Here is a 17276-nt window from a genome sequence, read left to right as displayed (position 1 = left end):
GAACGATCTGCACAGTGGCGTGCAGTCGTGACAAAAATAACAATGGAGTACCACGCATGCCGACTGCCCCGCGCCAGGCTATCTCATCCTTGAGTCTGCTCAGCCTCGCACTGCCGACCACCCTGCTCGCCCCAATCGCCCAGGCCGCCTTCTTCGAAGACAGCTCAGCCAGCCTGGAAACCCGCAATATCTATTTCAACCGAGATTTCCGCGAAGGGCCTCAGCAGTCCAAGCGTGATGAATGGGCGCAAGGTTTCATCCTCAATCTGCAATCGGGCTTTACCGAAGGCACCGTCGGTTTCGGCGTAGACGCCATCGGCATGCTCGGCATCAAGCTCGACTCCAGCCCGGATCGCACCGGCAGTGGGCTGCTACCGACCCATGACGATGGCCGTGCCGCCGACGAATACTCGAAACTCGGCGTGACCGCCAAGGCGCGCATCTCCAAGACCGAACTGCGTGTCGGCACCCTGATTCCCGAACTGCCGACTCTCAAGCCCAATGACGGCCGCATCCTGCCGCAGGTTTTCGAGGGCGGCCTGCTCACGTCCGGCGAAATCGACGGTCTGGACATCACCGCCGGGCGTCTGAAGAAAGCCATCGACCGTGATTCGACCAACGCCGAAGACCTGGCGCTGAACAACAAGAACCGTCGTTTCGACGGTACTGCCAGCGCCGATCATTTCGACATGGCCGGCTTCGACTACAAGATCAACGACAACCTCACCGGTCGTTACCACTTCGCCCAACTCGACGACGTGTATCGCCAGCACTTCTTCGGCCTGCTCGGCAGCCTGCCGGTCGGCCCTGGCAAGCTGAGTGCCGATCTGCGCGTGGCGATCAGCGATGACCATGGCTCCGCCAAAGGCGGCAAGGTCGATAACCGCGCCTGGAACGGCAGCGTCAGCTACGCTCAGAGCGGCCACAAGTTCACCGTCGCCTACCAGCACATGAGCGGCGACACGGCTTATCCCTACATCGATGGCAGCGACCCGTTCCTGGTCAACTTCGTGCAGATCAACGACTTCGCCGAAGCCGGGGAACGCTCCTGGCAGGCTCGTTACGACTACGACTTCAAGGCGCTCGGCGTTCCCGGTCTGAGCTTCATGACGCGCTACATCCGCGGCGACAATGCCGAGCTGACGGGTGTGAGTGGCGACGCCAAGGAATGGGAACGCAACATCGAATTGAAGTATGTGGTGCAGAGCGGTGCCTTGAAGGATGTCGGCGTACGCCTGCGTCATGCCAGCTACCGCTCCAGCCTCGACCGACCGGCCAATGATTCGCGCATGCGCGATGCTGATGAGGTTCGCCTGATCGTTAGCTATGCACTGTCCATCTGGTAAGTGCAGAGCTGGTCAAACAATAAAGACTCCAACGGAGAAAACCCGATGAAAACATCCATGCGTACCATCCTGCTGACCGCCTCCTGCCTGCTGGTGGCCGGTCAGGCGCTGGCGGACGAGCCGCGCCGCCCTGAATGCATCGCCCCGGCAGCGCCCGGTGGCGGTTTCGACCTGACCTGCAAACTGGCGCAGAGCGCCCTGGTAGAGAGCAAACTGCTGAAGTCGCCCATGCGTGTGACCTACATGCCGGGTGGCGTCGGCGCAGTCGCCTACAACGCAGTGGTCGCCCAGCGCCCTGCCGATGCGGGCACCATCACGGCCTTCTCCAGCGGTTCGTTGCTCAACCTGGCGCAGGGCAAGTTCGGCCGTTTCGACGAGAGCGCCGTGAAGTGGCTGGCCGGTATCGGCACCAGCTACGGTGCCCTGGCGGTACGCAACGACTCTCCGTACAAGACCCTGGACGACCTGGTCAAGGCGCTCAAGGAAAATCCGGGCAAAGTCGTCATCGGTTCCGGCGGCACCGTCGGCAGCCAGGACTGGATGCAGACCGCACTGATCGCCCGCGCTGCCGGTATCGATCCGCGTGAGCTGCGCTACGTGGCGATGGAAGGTGGTGGCGAACTGGCCACCGCACTGCTCGGTGGCCACATCCAGGTCGCCAGTACCGACATCGCCGACTCGGTTCCCCATATCGAAAGCGGCGACATGCGCATCCTCGCGGTGTTCTCCGAAGAACGCCTGCCGGGCGACGTAGTGGCCAGCATCCCGACTGCCAAAGAGCAGGGCTTTGATGTGGTCTGGCCGGTAATCCGTGGTTTCTACCTCGGCCCGAAAGTCAGCGACGAAGCCTACACCTGGTGGAAGAACTCCTTCGACCAACTGCTGGCTTCCGAAGACTTCGCCAAGCTGCGTGAGCAGCGCGAGCTGTATCCGTTCGCCATGACCGGCGACGAACTGGATGGCTACGTGAAGAAGCAAGTTGCTCAGTACAAGGAACTGGCCAAGGAGTTCGGCCTGATCCAGTAACACCCGGTTCCAACCACACACGACTCTTATCATCCCCTGGGCACTGCCCAGGGGATGCTTTTGCCATGGTCAAACGAGGATTTCCTCATGTCTCAACGCATTTTCGGCATGGTGCTGCTGCTGGCCTGTGCCGGTCTGAGCATCGTTGCCTGGGGCTATCACGCGCCCTTCTCCTACGAGCCGGTCGGCCCGCGCGCCTACCCGCTGTTGCTGCTGACCCTCATGGGGCTGGGCGCCGTCTACCTGCTGGTCAAGCCGGCCAGCAACACGTCGCACAGCGATGAGCCGCCACTGGACAGGCACGTGATCCGCAAGGTGGTCAGTTGCGTGGCGATATTCACCCTCTACGCCGCGCTGTTCGAGCCGCTGGGCTTCGTGCCGGCCAGCCTGATCTTCGGTATCGCCATGGCCCGCCTGTATGAAGGCACCTGGAAAGCCAGCGTGATTTCCGGTGTGGCGCTGGCGGTCGGTCTGTACCTGCTGTTCGACAAAATCCTCGACGTACCCCTGCCGCTCGGCATCCTGTCCTCTCTGGAGATCTGATCCGTGGATACCTTTAGCTACCTGGGTCAGGGCTTCGGCGTCGCCCTCAGTCCCTACAACCTGTTCACCGCCCTGTGCGGCACCCTGATCGGCACCATCGTCGGCCTGCTCCCGGGCCTGGGCCCGATCAACGGCGTGGCACTGCTGATTCCCATCGCCTTCGCCCTCGGTCTGCCACCGGAAACCGCACTGATCCTGCTCGCTGCCGTATACCTGGGCTGCGAATACGGCGGCCGTATCTCCTCGATCCTGCTGAACATCCCAGGCGAGGCCTCGGCCGTGATGACCACCCTCGACGGCTACCCGCTGGCGCGTCAGGGCAAGGCGGGCGTAGCGCTGTCGATCTCCGCCTGGAGCTCCTTCGTCGGTGGCCTGATGGCCACCTGCGGCGTGGTGATCTTCGCCCCGCTGCTGGCCAAATGGGCGGTCGCCTTCGGCCCCGCCGAGTACTTCGTGCTGATGGTGTTCGCCATCGTCTGCCTCGCTGGCATGGCCGGCAACAAACCGATGAAGACCGCGATTGCCGCCTGTATCGGCTTGTTCCTGTCCTGTGTCGGCATCGACTCCAACAGTGGCGTGTACCGCTTCACCTTCGGCAGCCTGGGCCTGGCCGACGGTATCCAGTTCGTGGTGCTGGTGCTCGGCCTGTTCTCGGTCAGCGAAATCCTGGTGCTGCTCGAGCGCACCCACCATGGCCAGAAGGCCATCGAAGCCAAGGGCCGCATGCTGTTCAACCTCAAGGAAGGCCTGTCGGTACTGGCCACCAACCTGCGCAGCGGCGCGGTCGGCTTCTTCCTGGGCATCCTGCCGGGCGCCGGTGCAACCCTGGCCAGCGCCGTGGCGTACATGAGCGAAAAACGCCTGGCTACCAAGGACAACAAATTCGGTGAAGGTGACCTGCGTGGCCTGGCCGCTCCGGAAACCGCCAACAGCGCCTCAGCCTGTGGTTCCATGGTGCCGATGCTGACCCTCGGCGTGCCCGGTTCCGGCACCACCGCGGTGATGCTCGGCGCCCTGACGCTGTACAACATCACCCCTGGCCCGCTGCTGTTCCGCGACCAGCCGGATATCGTCTGGGGCCTGATCGCCTCGCTGTTCGTCGCCAACATCATGCTGATCGTGATGAACGTGCCGATGATCAAGATCTTCACCAAGATCCTCGCCGTACCGTACTGGGCCCTGGTGCCGGCCATCGCCATCATCACCTCGATCGGCGTCTACGCCGTGCACGCCACCGCGTTCGACCTGTTCCTGATGATCGGTATCGGCGTTGCCGGCTACATCCTGCGCAAGATGGACTTCCCGCTATCGGCGATCCTGCTGGGCTTCATCCTCGGCGGCTTGATGGAGCAGAATCTGCGGCGCGCCCTGTCGATCTCCAACGGCGAGCTGGGCATCCTGTTCGCCAGCCCGATCACCTGGGCCGTGTGGGCATTGATCGTGGCCATGATCATCCTGCCCATCTACCGCACCTGGCGTAAACGCAGCCAGCGCAAGGCCGAAGCGGCCAATGCCTGATAGCATCGCCCCTCGCGACAACCCGAAACACCTGCGCAACTGGTGGCCCACGCCACTGGTTGGCGCACTCGGTGGTTACCTGGCCAGCCTCATAGGCTGGCCTTTGCCGTGGGTCATCGGTTCGCTGCTGGCCGTCATCGCCCTGCGTTGCTGTGGCGTACTCAGCCGGGAAATGCCCGGCGGGCGGCAAGTCGGCCAATGGCTGATCGCGGCGGGCATCGGCCTGCACTTCACCAGCGAGGTGCTGGAACAGGTGCTGGGCAACCTGGCGATCATCGTCGTCGGCGTGCTCGCCACCCTGGCCCTCAGCGTCATTGGTATCGCCGGACTGCGCCGCTCGGGTGTCGACCGTGCCACGGCCTTCTTCGCCAGCATGCCGGGTGGCGCCAGCGAGATGGTCAATCTGTCGCTGCGCCACGGCGCGCAACCTGCACGTATCGCCGCCGCCCATAGCATGCGCCTGTTGATGGTGATCCTGCTGATTCCGGCACTGTTCACCTGGGGCTTGCCCGCCATGGAACCGCCACCCGCGGTAACGGTGGACTGGTTCTGGCTGGCGATTCTGCTCCCCGCCGGCGCCCTGCTGGCCGTGCTCTGGCGCCGCCTCGGCCAACCCAATCCGTGGATGCTCGGCCCGCTGACGCTGTGCGCTGCAGCCAGTGTGACTTTCGATCTGAATATCGCCACACCGGCGTGGCTCGGCCAAGTCGGCCAATGGCTGATCGGCTGCGCCCTGGGCTGCCACTTCGATCGGGCATTCTTTCGTAGCGCCCCCGGTTTCCTGGCTCGCGTGCTGCTGTTCACCCTGCTGGCCATGGTGGGTACCGTCCTGCTCGGTTTCGCGCTCGGCTGGCTGGCCGGTATCGAGTCGGTGTCGCTGATGCTCGGCATGATGCCCGGCGGTATCACCGAACTGTGCCTGACTGCCGAGGCACTGCACCTGTCAGTGGCGTTGGTCACGGCGCTACAGGCCTTGCGTCTGTTCATGGTGATGTTTCTGGCCGAACCGCTGTACCGTTTATGGATGCGGCAATCACCGATTCCCTGAAATACAGAGCCCGGTGAATCGCCGGGCTTTTAACTCCTGGTCTTGCCAAATCACACCATGACGCATCCTTGGGTTGCGGAACCATTCGATATCGTCGATATCCATCAGCCCGCGCTTCATCTCGAGTAGACGAGTGCCTCGATTTACGCTTGATGCTGGCAGCATCTTGATCTCGCGGCCTACCGGCCAGCAAATTTCATTGTGCATCCCAAGCTCCGTTTGACCACATCACGTTTATCAGAAGCGATCAACGTTGGTCGTGCGCTCAATCAGCATAAAAAAACGCCGGAGATCTCCGGCGTTTTTTCGTTTCTGTGGATACCTCAGTGATCTATTGCCCCCCCCGCACCACGCGGTACACGGATGTCTTCCACCAGGTGCTGGATGTGCTCCGGCGGCGGTGCAGTCATGCGCGAAACCACGAACGCGATGATGAAGTTGAAGATCATCCCCAGAGTACCGATGCCTTCCGGCGAGATGCCGAACCACCAGTCGTCGGCGGTTGCCGTCGGATTGATGAACTTGAAGTAGACGATATACGAAAAGGTGAAGGCCAGACCGACCACCATCCCGGCAATCGCGCCTTCCTTGTTCATACGCTTGTAGAAGATCCCCATCACGATGGCCGGGAAGAACGATGCGGCGGCCAAACCGAAGGCGAACGCGACCACCTGCGCCACGAAACCCGGCGGGTAGATGCCGAACAAGCCGGCAATCACCACGGCGGTACCTGCAGCGATACGTGCGGCGAGCAGTTCCTTCTTCTCGCTGATGCCAGGCATCAGATTGCTCTTGAGCAAGTCATGGGAGATCAAGGTGGAAATCACCAGCAGCAGGCCGGCAGCCGTGGACAGCGCAGCAGCCAAACCGCCCGCGGCGATCAGCGCGATCACCCAGCCCGGCAGACCGGCGATTTCCGGGTTGGCCAACACCATGATGTCGTTGTCGACATACAGCTCGTTGCTAGCGGCGGTTGGCGCGTTGGTCACTACACGCTGGCCTACGTCGCCACGCTCGGCGGAGTAGCTCGGCGTACCTGCGAATGCAGCGCCCGGGCCATACTGGATAACGCCATCATTGTTCTTGTCCAACCAGCCGATGAGCCCGGCGTTCTCCCAAGACTTGAACCAGCTCGGTACTTCTTCATAGCTGGTATTGGGTACGCTGGTCAGCAGGTTGGTGCGGGCGAATGCCGCAACCGCTGGCGCGGTGGTGTAGAGGATGGCGATGAACAGTAGTGCGTAGCCCGCCGACTTGCGCGCATCCTTGACCGTCGGAGTGGTGAAGAAGCGCACGATGACGTGCGGCAGACCCGCAGTACCCACCATCAGTGCCATGGTGATGAAGAACACGTCAGTGGTGGACTTGCTGCCATCGGTGTAGGGCGTGAAGCCCAGCTCGGCGCCAAGGCCATTGAGCCGTTCGAGAACGCTCTGCCCCGTTCCGGTGACCTCGCTACCGAAGCCTAGCTGCGGAATCGGATTCCCCGTGATCATTATCGAAATGAAGATCGCCGGAACCATGTACGCGAAGATCATCACGCAGTATTGCGCCACCTGGGTATAGGTGATGCCCTTCATGCCGCCCAGCACGGAGTAGAAGAAAACGATGGCCATGCCGATGACCACGCCGGTTTCGATGTTCACTTCCAGGTAGCGCGAGAACACGATACCAACGCCGCGCATCTGCCCGGCTACATAAGTGAACGAGATGAAAATGACGCAGATCACCGCCACCATGCGCGCAGTCTGCGAGTAGTAGCGCGTGCCAATGAACTCCGGAACGGTGAACTTGCCGAACTTGCGCAGATACGGTGCCAGACACATGGCCAACAGCACATAGCCGCCAGTCCAGCCCATCAGGTATACCGAACCGTCATAGCCGGCAAACGCGATGATCCCCGCCATTGAGATGAAGGATGCCGCAGACATCCAGTCCGCGCCGGTGGCCATGCCGTTGAGTACCGGATGCACGCCCTTGCTGGCGACGTAGTATTCACTGGTTGAACCGGCACGCGTCCACAGAGCGATGCCGATATAGAGTGCGAAAGTACCGCCAACGAACAAATAGATCAGAAACTGAGTACTCATGCTCGTGGCCTCACTCTTCGTGTACGTTGTACTTGCGATCGAGACGATTCATCTTCCAGACATAGAAGAAGATCTCGAGCACAAACACGTAGATGGAGCCTTGCTGGGCGAACCAGAATCCCAAGGGGAAACCGAACGCGTTGATGGTGTTCAACTGATTGACGAAGAGCACGCCGCAGCCGAACGACACGGCGAACCAGATCACCAGCAGCCAGAGCATCAGCCGCAAGTTTTCTTTCCAATAGGCCGTGGCAGCCTCTTGCTTGGACATAGCCATAGGAGCCTCCAAAGGTTGTTATTGTTGTTATGGCACTATGAAACTAGCAGGCCTGCCGTTTTATGCAGGTAAGACTTTGGTCGTAAAGCGCTTCGCTTGATGGGCTTGCGATGCCATGTGTCATGGATCAAGGTAATTCACAGCGTAATTGCCATGCCATTCGCGCGTGAGGGAGCTGCATTCAACCCTGACGCGGTTTGCTACACGTTGCAGAGGCTGGAGCCAGACGCTCTCTCACGCCGTCGTTCATCCGCTAGGAATCTATCCGTTCAGCTCACGGGGGCGCCTTGAATCTGCGGCCTGGCGTGATGATCGACCTGTAGCCGAAAAACTCACTGCAGCCCTTGTGCGCGCGTTCTTGTCGGCGAAAAACCTTTTTATGCAGATATGTCAGGCCACCCACTGTCCATATCGCTGACGTACTCTCGTTTCCCAGAGTGCTCGCGAAGAGGCGTTCCTACATGTTGGGTTATCTGAAAAGCCTGTCCCTGCTGCTGTCGTTCGGCCTGCTGGTGAGTGCCTGCAGCCAGACCAGCCTGGCCTATCGCAACCTCGACTGGGTGATTCCCTGGCGGGTGAATCAGTACCTGGATCTCGATTCGCAGCAGAAAGCCTGGTTCAAACCGCGGCTGCAAGCGCACCTCGACTGGCATTGCAGCGCCGAACTGCCGCGTTACGTGGACTGGCTGCAGCGTACCCAGGATCTGCTGCAGGAGCCTGTACCCGATACGGGGCAACTCGAAGCGCAGATGGTCGAAGCCGAGCAGGCGTTCCACAGTATCGTGCAACAGACCAACCCCACCGCAGTTTCATTGCTCGGCGCCCTACGCCCCGAGCAGGTCGAGCGTCTCTACGCACGCATGGAAAAAGACAACCTCGAAGACCGCCAGGAGTTTCTCGAGCCGCCCCTGGAGACCCAGATCAGCGAGCGCGCCGAACGCCTGGAAAAACGCCTGCGCCCCTGGTTCGGCCAATTGAATGACGCACAACGCGCGCGGATTGCCGAGTGGGCCAGCGAGCGTCGCGACCAGAACCGCCAGTGGCTGGAGAATCGCACACGCTGGCAGAGCGAATTTCGCGCGGTGCTGGATGCACGCGGTGATGCAGACTTCCCTGAGCGCATGACCCAGGTGCTGGAAAACCGCCGCGGTGCCCACGATGAGCGGGCAACCCAGGCCTATCAGGAATCCCGCCAGGCCCTGGCCGCGCTATTCAGTGACCTGCTGGCAGCGGCCGATGACAAACAGCGGGCTCGAGCAGGCAAACGCTTCGCGTCCATACAAACCGATCTGGCCGGTCAGATCTGCACCGGTTAGCCTTAGGCGGGGGGCAATCTCCAGTCGATGGGTGCCAGGCCGTGCTGCCCGAGGAATTTGTTGGTACGGCTGAAATGACCGTTACCGATAAAGCCCCGGTGCGCTGACAGCGGCGACGGATGCGACGAGCGCAACACCAGGTGCTTGCCTGTATCGATCAGGCGCTCCTTGCTCTGTGCATGCGCCCCCCACAGCAAGAAGACCAGTCGCGGCCGCTGCTCACTCACTACCGAAATGATCCGATCGGTGAACGGCTGCCAGCCTTTGGCCGCGTGGGAGCCGGCGCTGGCGCGCTCCACCGTCAGCGAGGTGTTGAGTAACAGCACACCTTGCTCGGCCCAGGACTGCAGATAACCGTGGTTGGGTATGTCGATGTTGAGGTCGCGCTTGAGTTCTTTATAGATGTTCACCAGCGATGGTGGCGTCGCCACCCCTGGCTGTACCGAGAAGCACAGGCCGTGCGCCTGGCCGGGGCCGTGGTAGGGATCCTGGCCGATGATCACCACCTTGACCTGATCCAGGGGCGTGGAATTGAGGGCATTGAAAATCAGCGGGCCGGGCGGATAGACCTCCTTGCCCGCAGCCTTCTCCTGACGCAGGAAATCCCCCAGCGCCTTCATGTAGGGCTTATCGAATTCCTCGTGAAGCGCCTGTTTCCAGCCGGCTTCCAGCTTGACCTTATCTGCGGCGGACATGCCTGCTCCCGGGTAGACCAATGGAACCGGCACGCTAGAGAAGCGCACAGATCAAGTCAAGGCGGGCCAGCCAAAGCACACATGTAAAAATGATTGCTCGCCGCCATGTCTTAGACTAAAAGCGAATCACACGCGCAATGGAGAACAGCGTAAAACGTAGCGGCGAAGACCATAATAAAAACAAGGAACGCATCATGAGACGACTGCTCGCCTTCCTGGCCCTGTGCATCGGAGTCAATGCCTATGCCCAGGCTGCCGACCCCATCACGCTGGGCCTCAACTATCCGCGCACCGGAAGCTATAAAGAGGAAGGCCTGGCGCAGATGCGTGGCGCCCTGCTGGCCATCGACGAGTTGAACGCTCAGGGTGGCGTACTGGGGCGAAGTCTGCGCCTGTCCAGTCTGGACGACGCGTCACGTCCCGAAAAGGCCGAACGCAACGTCGACAAACTGGCCAAGGAAGGGGCCGCGATGCTTTTCGGCGGCGCATCCAGCGCAGTGGCCATCGCCTCCAGCAAGCGGGCAGCGCAGCATGGATTACTCTACTTCGGCACGCTCACCTACTCCAACGACACCACCGGTAAAGACGGTCATCGCTACATGTTCCGAGAGTGCAACAATGCCTGGATGAGCGCGCAGGTGCTCGGTCAGTATCTGAACAAGCAGTTGCCGGACAAACGCTACTTCTACATCACATCCGACTACACCTGGGGCCACACCACTGAAAGCTCCCTGCGGCAGTCGACCAATACCCAGGATCCGGCCCAACATCCCTCCCTCAAGGTGCCCTTCCCCGGCGCCAACCTGGCCGACTACCAGACCGTATTGACCCAGGCGGCCGCCAGCAATGCCGAAGTGCTGGCCCTGGTGCTGTTTGGAGAGGATCTGGTGCGAGCGATGCGTATCGCCAAGGATCTCGGCCTCACGTCACGCATGCAGATCATCGCCCCCAACCTTACGCAGAGCATCGTCGAACAGGCCGGTCCAGGCTTGATGGAAGGCGTCGTCGGCACCGAGCCCTGGACATGGCGCGTACCGGAGTTGGAAAACTCGGAGCGCGGCAAAGCTTTCGTCAAGGCGTTCAGCGAACGCTACTCCATGTATCCGTCCAGTTCGGCGGCATCGGCTTACAGCATCGTCCAGCAATGGGCAGAGGCAGCCAAACGCGCAAACAGCCTGAACAGCGAAGCACTGATTCGAGCGCTGGAAAACCACAGCTATGTGCTGCTCAAGGATCGCCAGCAATGGCGTGCCTTCGATCACCAGAATGTGCAAACGGTGTACGCGGTGAAAGTGAAAGCCCGCGCCGAGGTACTTAAAGATCCACTCAAGCAGGATTACTTCGAAATCGTCGAACGTCTGGACGGCGAAACCGGCCTACCCGCTCTGGCCACCTGGCAGACCGAGCGGCGCAACGCCGGTCAACCATTGACGCTACAGTAAGTAGTAGGCACTGCAGAGGACGCTCCATGAGTACGGCAATCGAACCCTACAAACCCGGTATCTTCGACCTGACCCACAAGCTAACCGTGGAAAAGCACGGCCACACGGCCCTGCTGACGATCAACAACCCGCCCGCCAATACCTGGGATCGCGAATCACTGATCGGCCTCAAACAGCTGATCGAGCATCTGGATCGCGATGACGATATCTATGCGCTGGTGATCACTGGCCAGGGCGGCAAGTTCTTTTCCGCCGGTGCGGATCTGAAACTGTTCGCCGACGGCGACAAGGCCCGCGCTCGGGAAATGGCCAGCCGCTTCGGCGAAGCCTTCGAACGGCTTCGCGACTTTCGCGGTGTGTCGATTGCCGCGATCAATGGCTACGCCATGGGCGGCGGCCTGGAATGCGCCCTGGCCTGCGACATTCGTATCGCCGAGCGTCAGGCGCGGATGGCACTGCCAGAAGCCAGCGTCGGCCTGCTGCCCTGTGCGGGCGGAACCCAGAACCTGCCCTGGCTGGTGGGCGAAGGCTGGGCCAAGCGCATGATCCTCTGCGCGGAACGGGTGGACGCGGAAACCGCCCTGCGCATCGGCCTGGTCGAGCAGGTGGTCGACAGCGGCGAATCCCGCGGCCATGCCCTGCTGCTGGCGGCGAAAGTCGCCGGGCAGAGCCCGGTGGCCGTGCGCAGCATCAAGCCCTTGATCCAGGGCGCTCGCGAACGCCAGCCCAATAGCTGGCTGGTCGCCGAGCGCGAGCGCTTCGTCGACCTGTTCGACGCCGACGACACCCGCGAGGGGGTCAACGCCTTCCTGGAAAAACGGACGCCCCAGTGGCGTAACAAGTAACCGGGAAGCCACGCCCCGCAACGTGGCTGGCGCCGACCAGGCGGATCGCGGGCGTGGGCGCCGCCCCATGATGGATATGAACATGAACCTACGATTCGAAGAGCGCCCGGGCCAGCAGGGTTATCGTATCGCCATCGCCAGCCTGGATGCGCCGCAGAGCCTCAACGCCCTCAGTCTGCCGATGATCGAGGCCCTGGACGCCCAGTTGCGCAGGTGGGCCGACGAGCCGAGCATCGCCTGCGTCCTGTTGCGCGGCAACGGCAGCAAAGCCTTCTGCGCCGGTGGCGACGTGGTGCAGCTGGTTCGCCAGTGCCGCGAACACCCCGGCGAAGTGCCGCCACTGGCGCGACGCTTCTTCGCCGACGAATACCGTCTCGACTACCGCCTCCACCGTTACCCGAAACCCCTGCTGTGCTGGGGCCACGGACATGTACTGGGCGGCGGCATGGGCCTGCTGCAAGGCGCCAGCGTACGTATCGTCACCCCCACCAGCCGGCTGGGCATGCCGGAAATCAATATCGGCCTGTACCCGGATGTGGGCGGCAGCTGGTTCCTCGCCCGCCTGCCCGGCCGCCTCGGCCTGTTTCTCGGCCTCACGGCGGCCCAGATCAATGCCCACGATGCCCTGGGTCTCGGCCTGGCCGACCGCTTCCTGCGCGACGACCAGCAACAGGCGCTCCTGCAGGGGCTGGAGCAGCTCAACTGGCAGGAGCAGCCACAGCGGCAACTGAACAGCCTGCTGCGGGCGCTGGAACGGGATGCCCGCGGCGCGTTGCCAGAGGCCCAGTGGCTGCCGCGACGGGCCCGTATCGATGAGTTGCTGGATGTCGCCGACCTGCCCGCGGCGTGGCAGGCGCTGACCGCACTACGGGCCGATGAGGACGCCCTGCTCGCCCGTGCCGCCAGCACCCTGGCCAATGGCTGCCCGCTCAGCGCCCACCTGGTCTGGGAGCAGATCCAGCGTGCCCGTCACCTGTCCCTGGCCGAGGTATTGCGCATGGAATACGCGATGAGCCTCAACTGCTGCCGCCACCCGGAGTTCCCCGAAGGCGTGCGCGCCCGCCTGATCGACAAGGATCAGGCGCCGCGCTGGCACTGGCCCGATGTCGCGACCATTCCGCCGGCGGTGATCGAGGCGCACTTCAGCGCCACCTGGGACGGCGAACATCCGTTGCAGAACCTGTGAGCCAGAACAACCGCTACGGCCCGGCGGGCAGAACGATATCGTCCTGATACGGCGTTTGCAGATCACGCTCGGGGATTTCCCAGACCAGCAGTTGTGGCGGGGTCTGGCCGAACGCCGCGCTGGCGAAATACGCCCTGGCGGCAGCGGAAAACTCGCCGCCATCCCTGGCGAAATTGCCGAGGCTGGTGCCCAGCGCCTGTTCGAGGAAGGGCACGAAGTTGGAGTTGCGCGAGAACGAGGTGCCGATCAAGGCGATATTGGGCAACTGGCTGTCGCCGAACAGATCGTCCTCACTCATCGCGTCCTGCGCTTCATCGGCGCTGAAGATCGACGCGGAAACCGCTTCCGGCGCCGGTTGCAGACGCTCCGGCAGCCAGTCCAGACCGGCCAGGCGCACCAGATCGCCGGGACGGACACGGGCCGGCTCCTGGCTGCGCTGCCAGGCCTTGTGCGGGGTCGGCGTCACGCCGCTGGCGACGATGGCGGCGGCGACCGAGCGCGCAGCGGCCTCGGCCCCCAGCTCGCTCCAGTGGGTGTCGGTGCGCAGGAACGCGGCGCTGCCCAGCGGCTGCAGGACCTCGGCCAGGTTCAGCACCGGCACACCGGCGTCCCCCATGCGCGCCTGCCATTGCCTGGCCCGCCCGGCCAGTTGCGCCGAGCGGCTGATCGCGCAGAGGCGCTCTTCGGCGATCCGGCTCTTGTCCGGCACCAGCAGCACCAGCAGACGGATGCCGCGTCCGGCCAGCCAGTCGTGCACGGCCTTGACCTTCTGCGCCCGCGCCTGGGCATTCGCCTCGGCATGCGGGTGCAGCTTCAGCTCGTCGGCCAGGAACAGCCAGCCGGGGCAGCCCTGGCGCACCCGCGCGCCGGTATCGCCGATGGTTAGCCAACTGGCGGCCCGCTCCAGATCGGCGGCACGCTTGGCGAGCGGCACGCTGCTCAGTTCCCGGGCGATATGATGGGTGATCTCGCCCGTACGGATATCGTCCCAGCCGAGCGTCTCCGGCAACAGCTCGACCTTGCCGCTGACCAACAGCGCCCACAGGCAGAATGCCAGGCCGGTCGCCAGGAAGACCGACATCACGCATCCGGCCAGCGGGCTCAGGCGGATCGTCATGGCGCTTGGCGGTAGCGGGGCGAGGGACGCATCTTGTTGCTTCGACATGGCGACGGCCCCTTAGAACTGGAAGTACAGGAAGGGCACGGTTTCCCGGCTGGCGATCAGGGCGAACGACAGCAGGAAACCCAGCACCGGCCACAGCGCACCGATGGCGCGGAACAGCCACACCTCGGCGAAACGCGCCTCGGCACGCCGCTGGTACAGCGGCAGCAGCAGGCACGCGACGCCCAACGCGGCGGCGATGCCGTGGGCCGGGCGCAGGGTCGCGGCCAGGGCATCGCCGAGGGCGAAGTCATGCAGGCCGAACTGGCCGGCATACATGTTCAGCGCCGTCTGGAAGTCCGGCGCGCGGAACAGCGTCCAGGCCAGGAACACGAACAGCAGCGTGAGGGTATGCGCCAGCCAGGCCGGCAAGTCCGGCAGCCCCGCCCGCCCCCAGACGCGATCGATGCACAGCGCGATCCCGTGGGCGGCGCCCCAGAGTACGTAGTTCCAGCTATCGCCGCCGTGCCACAGGCCACCGATGGCCATGATCAGGAACAGGTTGCGGTAGGTCTTCCAGGCCCCGCGCCGATTGCCGCCCAGGCCGATGTATAGGTAGTCGCGCAGCCAGCTCGACAGCGAGATGTGCCAGCGCCGCCAGAAATCCTGGATGTTGCGTGCCCAGTACGGCCGGTTGAAGTTCTCCGGAAAGTGGAAGCCCAGCATCAGGCCGAGGCCGATGGCCATGGCGCTGTAGCCGGCGAAGTCGAAGAACAGTTGCATCGAGTAGGCCAGGCAGCCGATCCAGGCATCGATGAAGGACGGCCGATCCTCGGCGAACGCCACGCTCACCAGCGGCGACAGGCTGTCGGCCACCAGCACCTTCATGCTCAGGCCGATCATGAAGCGGCGCGAACCGAGGGCGAAATTCAGCCAATTGAAGTAGCGCTTCTGCAGCTCCTGGCGTACCCAGTCGTAGCGGATGATCGGGCCGGCGATGGAGTGGCCGAACATCGCTAGGTAGGTGGCGAAGTGGGTGAAGCTGCGCTCCACCGGCACTACCTTGCGGTGCACGTCCACCAGGTAGGAGATGACCTGCAGGACGATGAACGACAGCCCCGCCGGCAACGCCACCTTCTGCCACTCGAGCGGCAGCGCACCGTAGGTGGTGATCAGCTCGTTGTAGGTCGCGGCGAGGATGTTGGCATACTTGTACCAGCACAGCACCAGCACGTTGACGGTGATCAGCGCGGCCAGCAGGCGGATGCGCTGGCGCGACTCGGCGCGGGTGCGCTCGACCAGCAGGCCGCCGAGCCAGCCGAGCACGGTCAGCAGCACGTGCAGCAACAGGAAGGTCGGGCTCAGCCAGCCATAGAAGAACCAGCTGCCGACCAGCAGGACGTGGTTGCGCGCCCCTGGCCTGGCCAACGCATAGACCAGCATGAACGCGGGCAGGAACAGCGTGAGGAACTCAAGGGAGGCGAAGACCATGGGGTTCCCGTCAGTTGGCCAGGCTGTCCTTCGCCTGGAACAGGCGCGGGCCTTCCGACGAGGGCACCAGGAAGACGCTGTAGCGTTCGCCCGCGCGCAGCTCGCCCAGCGCCAGCGCCTCGCCTGCCGGCGCCCCGGCGCAGCTCAGTTGCACGGACAGGTTCACCGGGTTGATCGAACGGCGCTGCACGCTGCCCTCGGCGACCGCCGTGAAGATCTCCACGGAGCGGCCGGCGACCCGCAGGCCCGCGTCGGCGCAACGGCCATCCAGGCTGTAGAAGGCCAGGGAGGCCTTGAGGGCGTTGAAATCGTCCGGCTGCTCGCGCACGGTCGCCAGCTCCAGGGCCGCGCCGGCGCCGGGCAGGCCTACGACCGTGGTGAACTCGCCCGGTTCGACGGTCACGTCCAGCTCATGGCGCTGCCCGCCACGGCTGAGGGAACCCTTGACCGCACGACCGGCGGGCACGGTCAGGAAATCCGAGACGCGCTCCTCGCCCTCCAGGCGCAGGCGCGCCTCCGAACCGGCGGCGGCCAGTTCCAGCGCACCCTCGCCGGCATTGACGAAGCGCAGGAAGGCCGCGTCCTCGCTGGGGCCGGTCGGGTACAGCGGGATCCCGGCGGCATGCCCCGCCTGGGCGATGGCCCAGGCCAACGCCCCCACTGCCAGAAGCCCGCCCTTCATCGCTTGGCTCCCAGGCTCTCGGCCGGCAGCTTGCTCATGGCCTCGGCGATGGCCGCGCCCCAGGCCTTGTAGCCGGCGACGGTGAAGTGCTGGCCATCGGTGGTGACCCACTGGCCGGGCTTGGAAAGGGTCAGCGAGTCGATATAGCTGCACGGCGCCACGTTGGCGGCGAGGAAGTTCGACATGAGCTGGGTACGCGCATCGTTCTTCTTGTACATGCCGCCTTCCTTGCCCCAGGCCGGGCCGACCCAGACGCACGGGGTGCCGGTCTCGCCGATCGCCTTGGTCAGGCCGGTCACGTTCTGCCAGGCCCAGGCCTTGGGAAACGCCGGCTTGTCGTAGGAGGCCATGGTGTCGCCGATGATCAGCACCACCACATCGGGCTTCTCCTGGGCGATCAGTTGCTTGATCGGCGTGGTGCTGGCCTCGCGGCCCTTGATCAGCAGCTTGCCGGTGCCCTTGAGCTCGGCGCCACAATCCAGCTTCTTGGCCACCAGCCAGTCGCCCGCGCTGGCGCCGCAGGCGCCGATGGAATGCACGCTCGCGCCTTTCGCGACCAGCGCGGCGTTCAGCGGCTCGGTCAGGTGGTTCTCGAGGCTCATATGGCTTTCGCCAAGCACGAGCAGGGTCAGGCCGGCAAGGACGGAGGAAGACATGGGACTACTCCTT

At 63.4% G+C, this 17276-nt stretch carries 17 protein-coding genes; 9 read left to right on the top strand and 8 right to left on the bottom strand.

All coding sequences use genetic code 11. The annotated features are described in order from the left end of the window. The first annotated feature begins 56 nt into the window (after positions 1-56). From DNK10_RS05230 to DNK10_RS05210, 5 genes are all read left to right on the top strand, one after another. Entirely contained in the window at positions 57-1346 is a 1290-nt protein-coding gene (locus DNK10_RS05230; RefSeq protein ID WP_131190827.1) for an OprD family porin, read from the top strand. Positions 1347-1391: 45 nt separating this feature from the next. Further along, positions 1392-2372 (top strand): Bug family tripartite tricarboxylate transporter substrate binding protein, encoded by a 981-nt coding sequence (locus DNK10_RS05225; RefSeq protein WP_131190826.1) that lies wholly within the window; start codon positions 1392-1394, stop codon positions 2370-2372. A gap of 87 nt (positions 2373-2459) precedes the next feature. Beyond that, positions 2460-2915, top strand: coding sequence for a tripartite tricarboxylate transporter TctB family protein (locus DNK10_RS05220; protein WP_131190825.1), 456 nt, complete (start codon positions 2460-2462; stop codon positions 2913-2915). Between the two features lie 3 nt (positions 2916-2918). Next, the gene (locus DNK10_RS05215; RefSeq protein ID WP_131182274.1) at positions 2919-4433 is read left to right on the top strand and encodes a tripartite tricarboxylate transporter permease; all 1515 of its coding nucleotides are present in this window, start codon (positions 2919-2921) and stop codon (positions 4431-4433) included. After that, positions 4426-5481 carry an AbrB family transcriptional regulator gene (locus DNK10_RS05210; protein WP_131190824.1) on the top strand — a complete coding sequence of 352 codons (1056 nt, stop codon included), beginning with the start codon at positions 4426-4428 and terminating at the stop codon, positions 5479-5481. The genes DNK10_RS05215 and DNK10_RS05210 overlap by 8 nt, the downstream gene beginning before the upstream one ends. Here DNK10_RS05210 and DNK10_RS05205 read toward each other — a convergent pair. The 3 genes from DNK10_RS05205 to DNK10_RS05195 all read right to left on the bottom strand — a co-directional run bounded on the left by DNK10_RS05205 (position 5467) and on the right by DNK10_RS05195 (position 7848). Continuing rightward, positions 5467-5688, bottom strand: coding sequence for a hypothetical protein (locus DNK10_RS05205; RefSeq protein WP_131190823.1), 222 nt, complete (start codon positions 5686-5688; stop codon positions 5467-5469). The genes DNK10_RS05210 and DNK10_RS05205 overlap by 15 nt on opposite strands. Positions 5689-5804: 116 nt before the next feature. Then, positions 5805-7571, bottom strand: a complete 1767-nt coding sequence (locus DNK10_RS05200) for a sodium:solute symporter family protein (protein ID WP_131190822.1) — start codon at positions 7569-7571, stop codon at positions 5805-5807. Positions 7572-7581: 10 nt separating this feature from the next. After that, positions 7582-7848, bottom strand: a complete 267-nt coding sequence (locus DNK10_RS05195) for a DUF4212 domain-containing protein (RefSeq protein WP_131182277.1) — start codon at positions 7846-7848, stop codon at positions 7582-7584. A 461-nt stretch (positions 7849-8309) separates the two neighbouring features. Here DNK10_RS05195 and DNK10_RS05190 point away from each other — a divergent pair, with 461 nt between their 5' ends. Then, the gene (locus tag DNK10_RS05190) at positions 8310-9164 is read left to right on the top strand and encodes a DUF6279 family lipoprotein (protein WP_131190821.1); all 855 of its coding nucleotides are present in this window, start codon (positions 8310-8312) and stop codon (positions 9162-9164) included. Positions 9165-9166: 2 nt separating this feature from the next. On the opposite strand, the gene ung is transcribed toward DNK10_RS05190, so the two are convergent. After that, positions 9167-9859: a uracil-DNA glycosylase gene (gene ung, locus DNK10_RS05185; RefSeq protein ID WP_131190820.1), complete on the bottom strand. Its 693-nt coding sequence runs from the start codon at positions 9857-9859 to the stop codon at positions 9167-9169. A gap of 194 nt (positions 9860-10053) precedes the next feature. Between ung and DNK10_RS05180 the strand changes: the two genes are divergently transcribed. The 3 genes from DNK10_RS05180 (at position 10054) to DNK10_RS05170 (ending at position 13332) form a co-directional block, all read left to right on the top strand. Further along, positions 10054-11301 carry an ABC transporter substrate-binding protein gene (locus tag DNK10_RS05180; protein WP_131190819.1) on the top strand — a complete coding sequence of 416 codons (1248 nt, stop codon included), beginning with the start codon at positions 10054-10056 and terminating at the stop codon, positions 11299-11301. Between the two features lie 26 nt (positions 11302-11327). Further along, complete coding sequence (locus DNK10_RS05175; RefSeq protein ID WP_131190818.1) at positions 11328-12146, top strand: enoyl-CoA hydratase; 819 nt, start codon at positions 11328-11330, stop codon at positions 12144-12146. An 82-nt stretch (positions 12147-12228) separates the two neighbouring features. Continuing rightward, on the top strand, positions 12229-13332 hold the full coding sequence (locus DNK10_RS05170) for an enoyl-CoA hydratase/isomerase family protein (RefSeq protein ID WP_131190817.1): 1104 nt from the start codon (positions 12229-12231) through the stop codon (positions 13330-13332). Between the two features lie 13 nt (positions 13333-13345). Here DNK10_RS05170 and DNK10_RS05165 read toward each other — a convergent pair whose 3' ends face one another. Genes DNK10_RS05165 through DNK10_RS05150 form a run of 4 tightly spaced genes read right to left on the bottom strand, consistent with a single transcriptional unit; the run spans position 13346 to position 17263 of the window. Beyond that, a complete protein-coding gene (locus tag DNK10_RS05165) occupies positions 13346-14497 on the bottom strand; it encodes an alginate O-acetyltransferase AlgX-related protein (RefSeq protein WP_208738789.1) in 1152 nt (383 codons plus the stop codon). Positions 14498-14509: 12 nt separating this feature from the next. Beyond that, the gene (locus tag DNK10_RS05160) at positions 14510-15925 is read right to left on the bottom strand and encodes an MBOAT family O-acyltransferase (RefSeq protein WP_131190816.1); all 1416 of its coding nucleotides are present in this window, start codon (positions 15923-15925) and stop codon (positions 14510-14512) included. A gap of 10 nt (positions 15926-15935) precedes the next feature. Beyond that, positions 15936-16607 (bottom strand): alginate O-acetyltransferase AlgF, encoded by a 672-nt coding sequence (locus tag DNK10_RS05155; RefSeq protein WP_131190815.1) that lies wholly within the window; start codon positions 16605-16607, stop codon positions 15936-15938. Further along, positions 16604-17263 (bottom strand): SGNH/GDSL hydrolase family protein, encoded by a 660-nt coding sequence (locus DNK10_RS05150; protein WP_131182285.1) that lies wholly within the window; start codon positions 17261-17263, stop codon positions 16604-16606. Before DNK10_RS05150 ends, DNK10_RS05155 begins: the two co-directional genes overlap by 4 nt. Positions 17264-17276: the final 13 nt, after the last annotated feature.

This window comes from Phytopseudomonas daroniae (genome assembly GCF_004327275.1).
Taxonomy (GTDB): Bacteria; Pseudomonadota; Gammaproteobacteria; order Pseudomonadales; family Pseudomonadaceae; genus Aquipseudomonas; species Aquipseudomonas daroniae.
The sequence above is the reverse complement of the archived record's forward strand: the minus strand, read 5'-3'. Positions and strand labels throughout refer to the sequence as shown.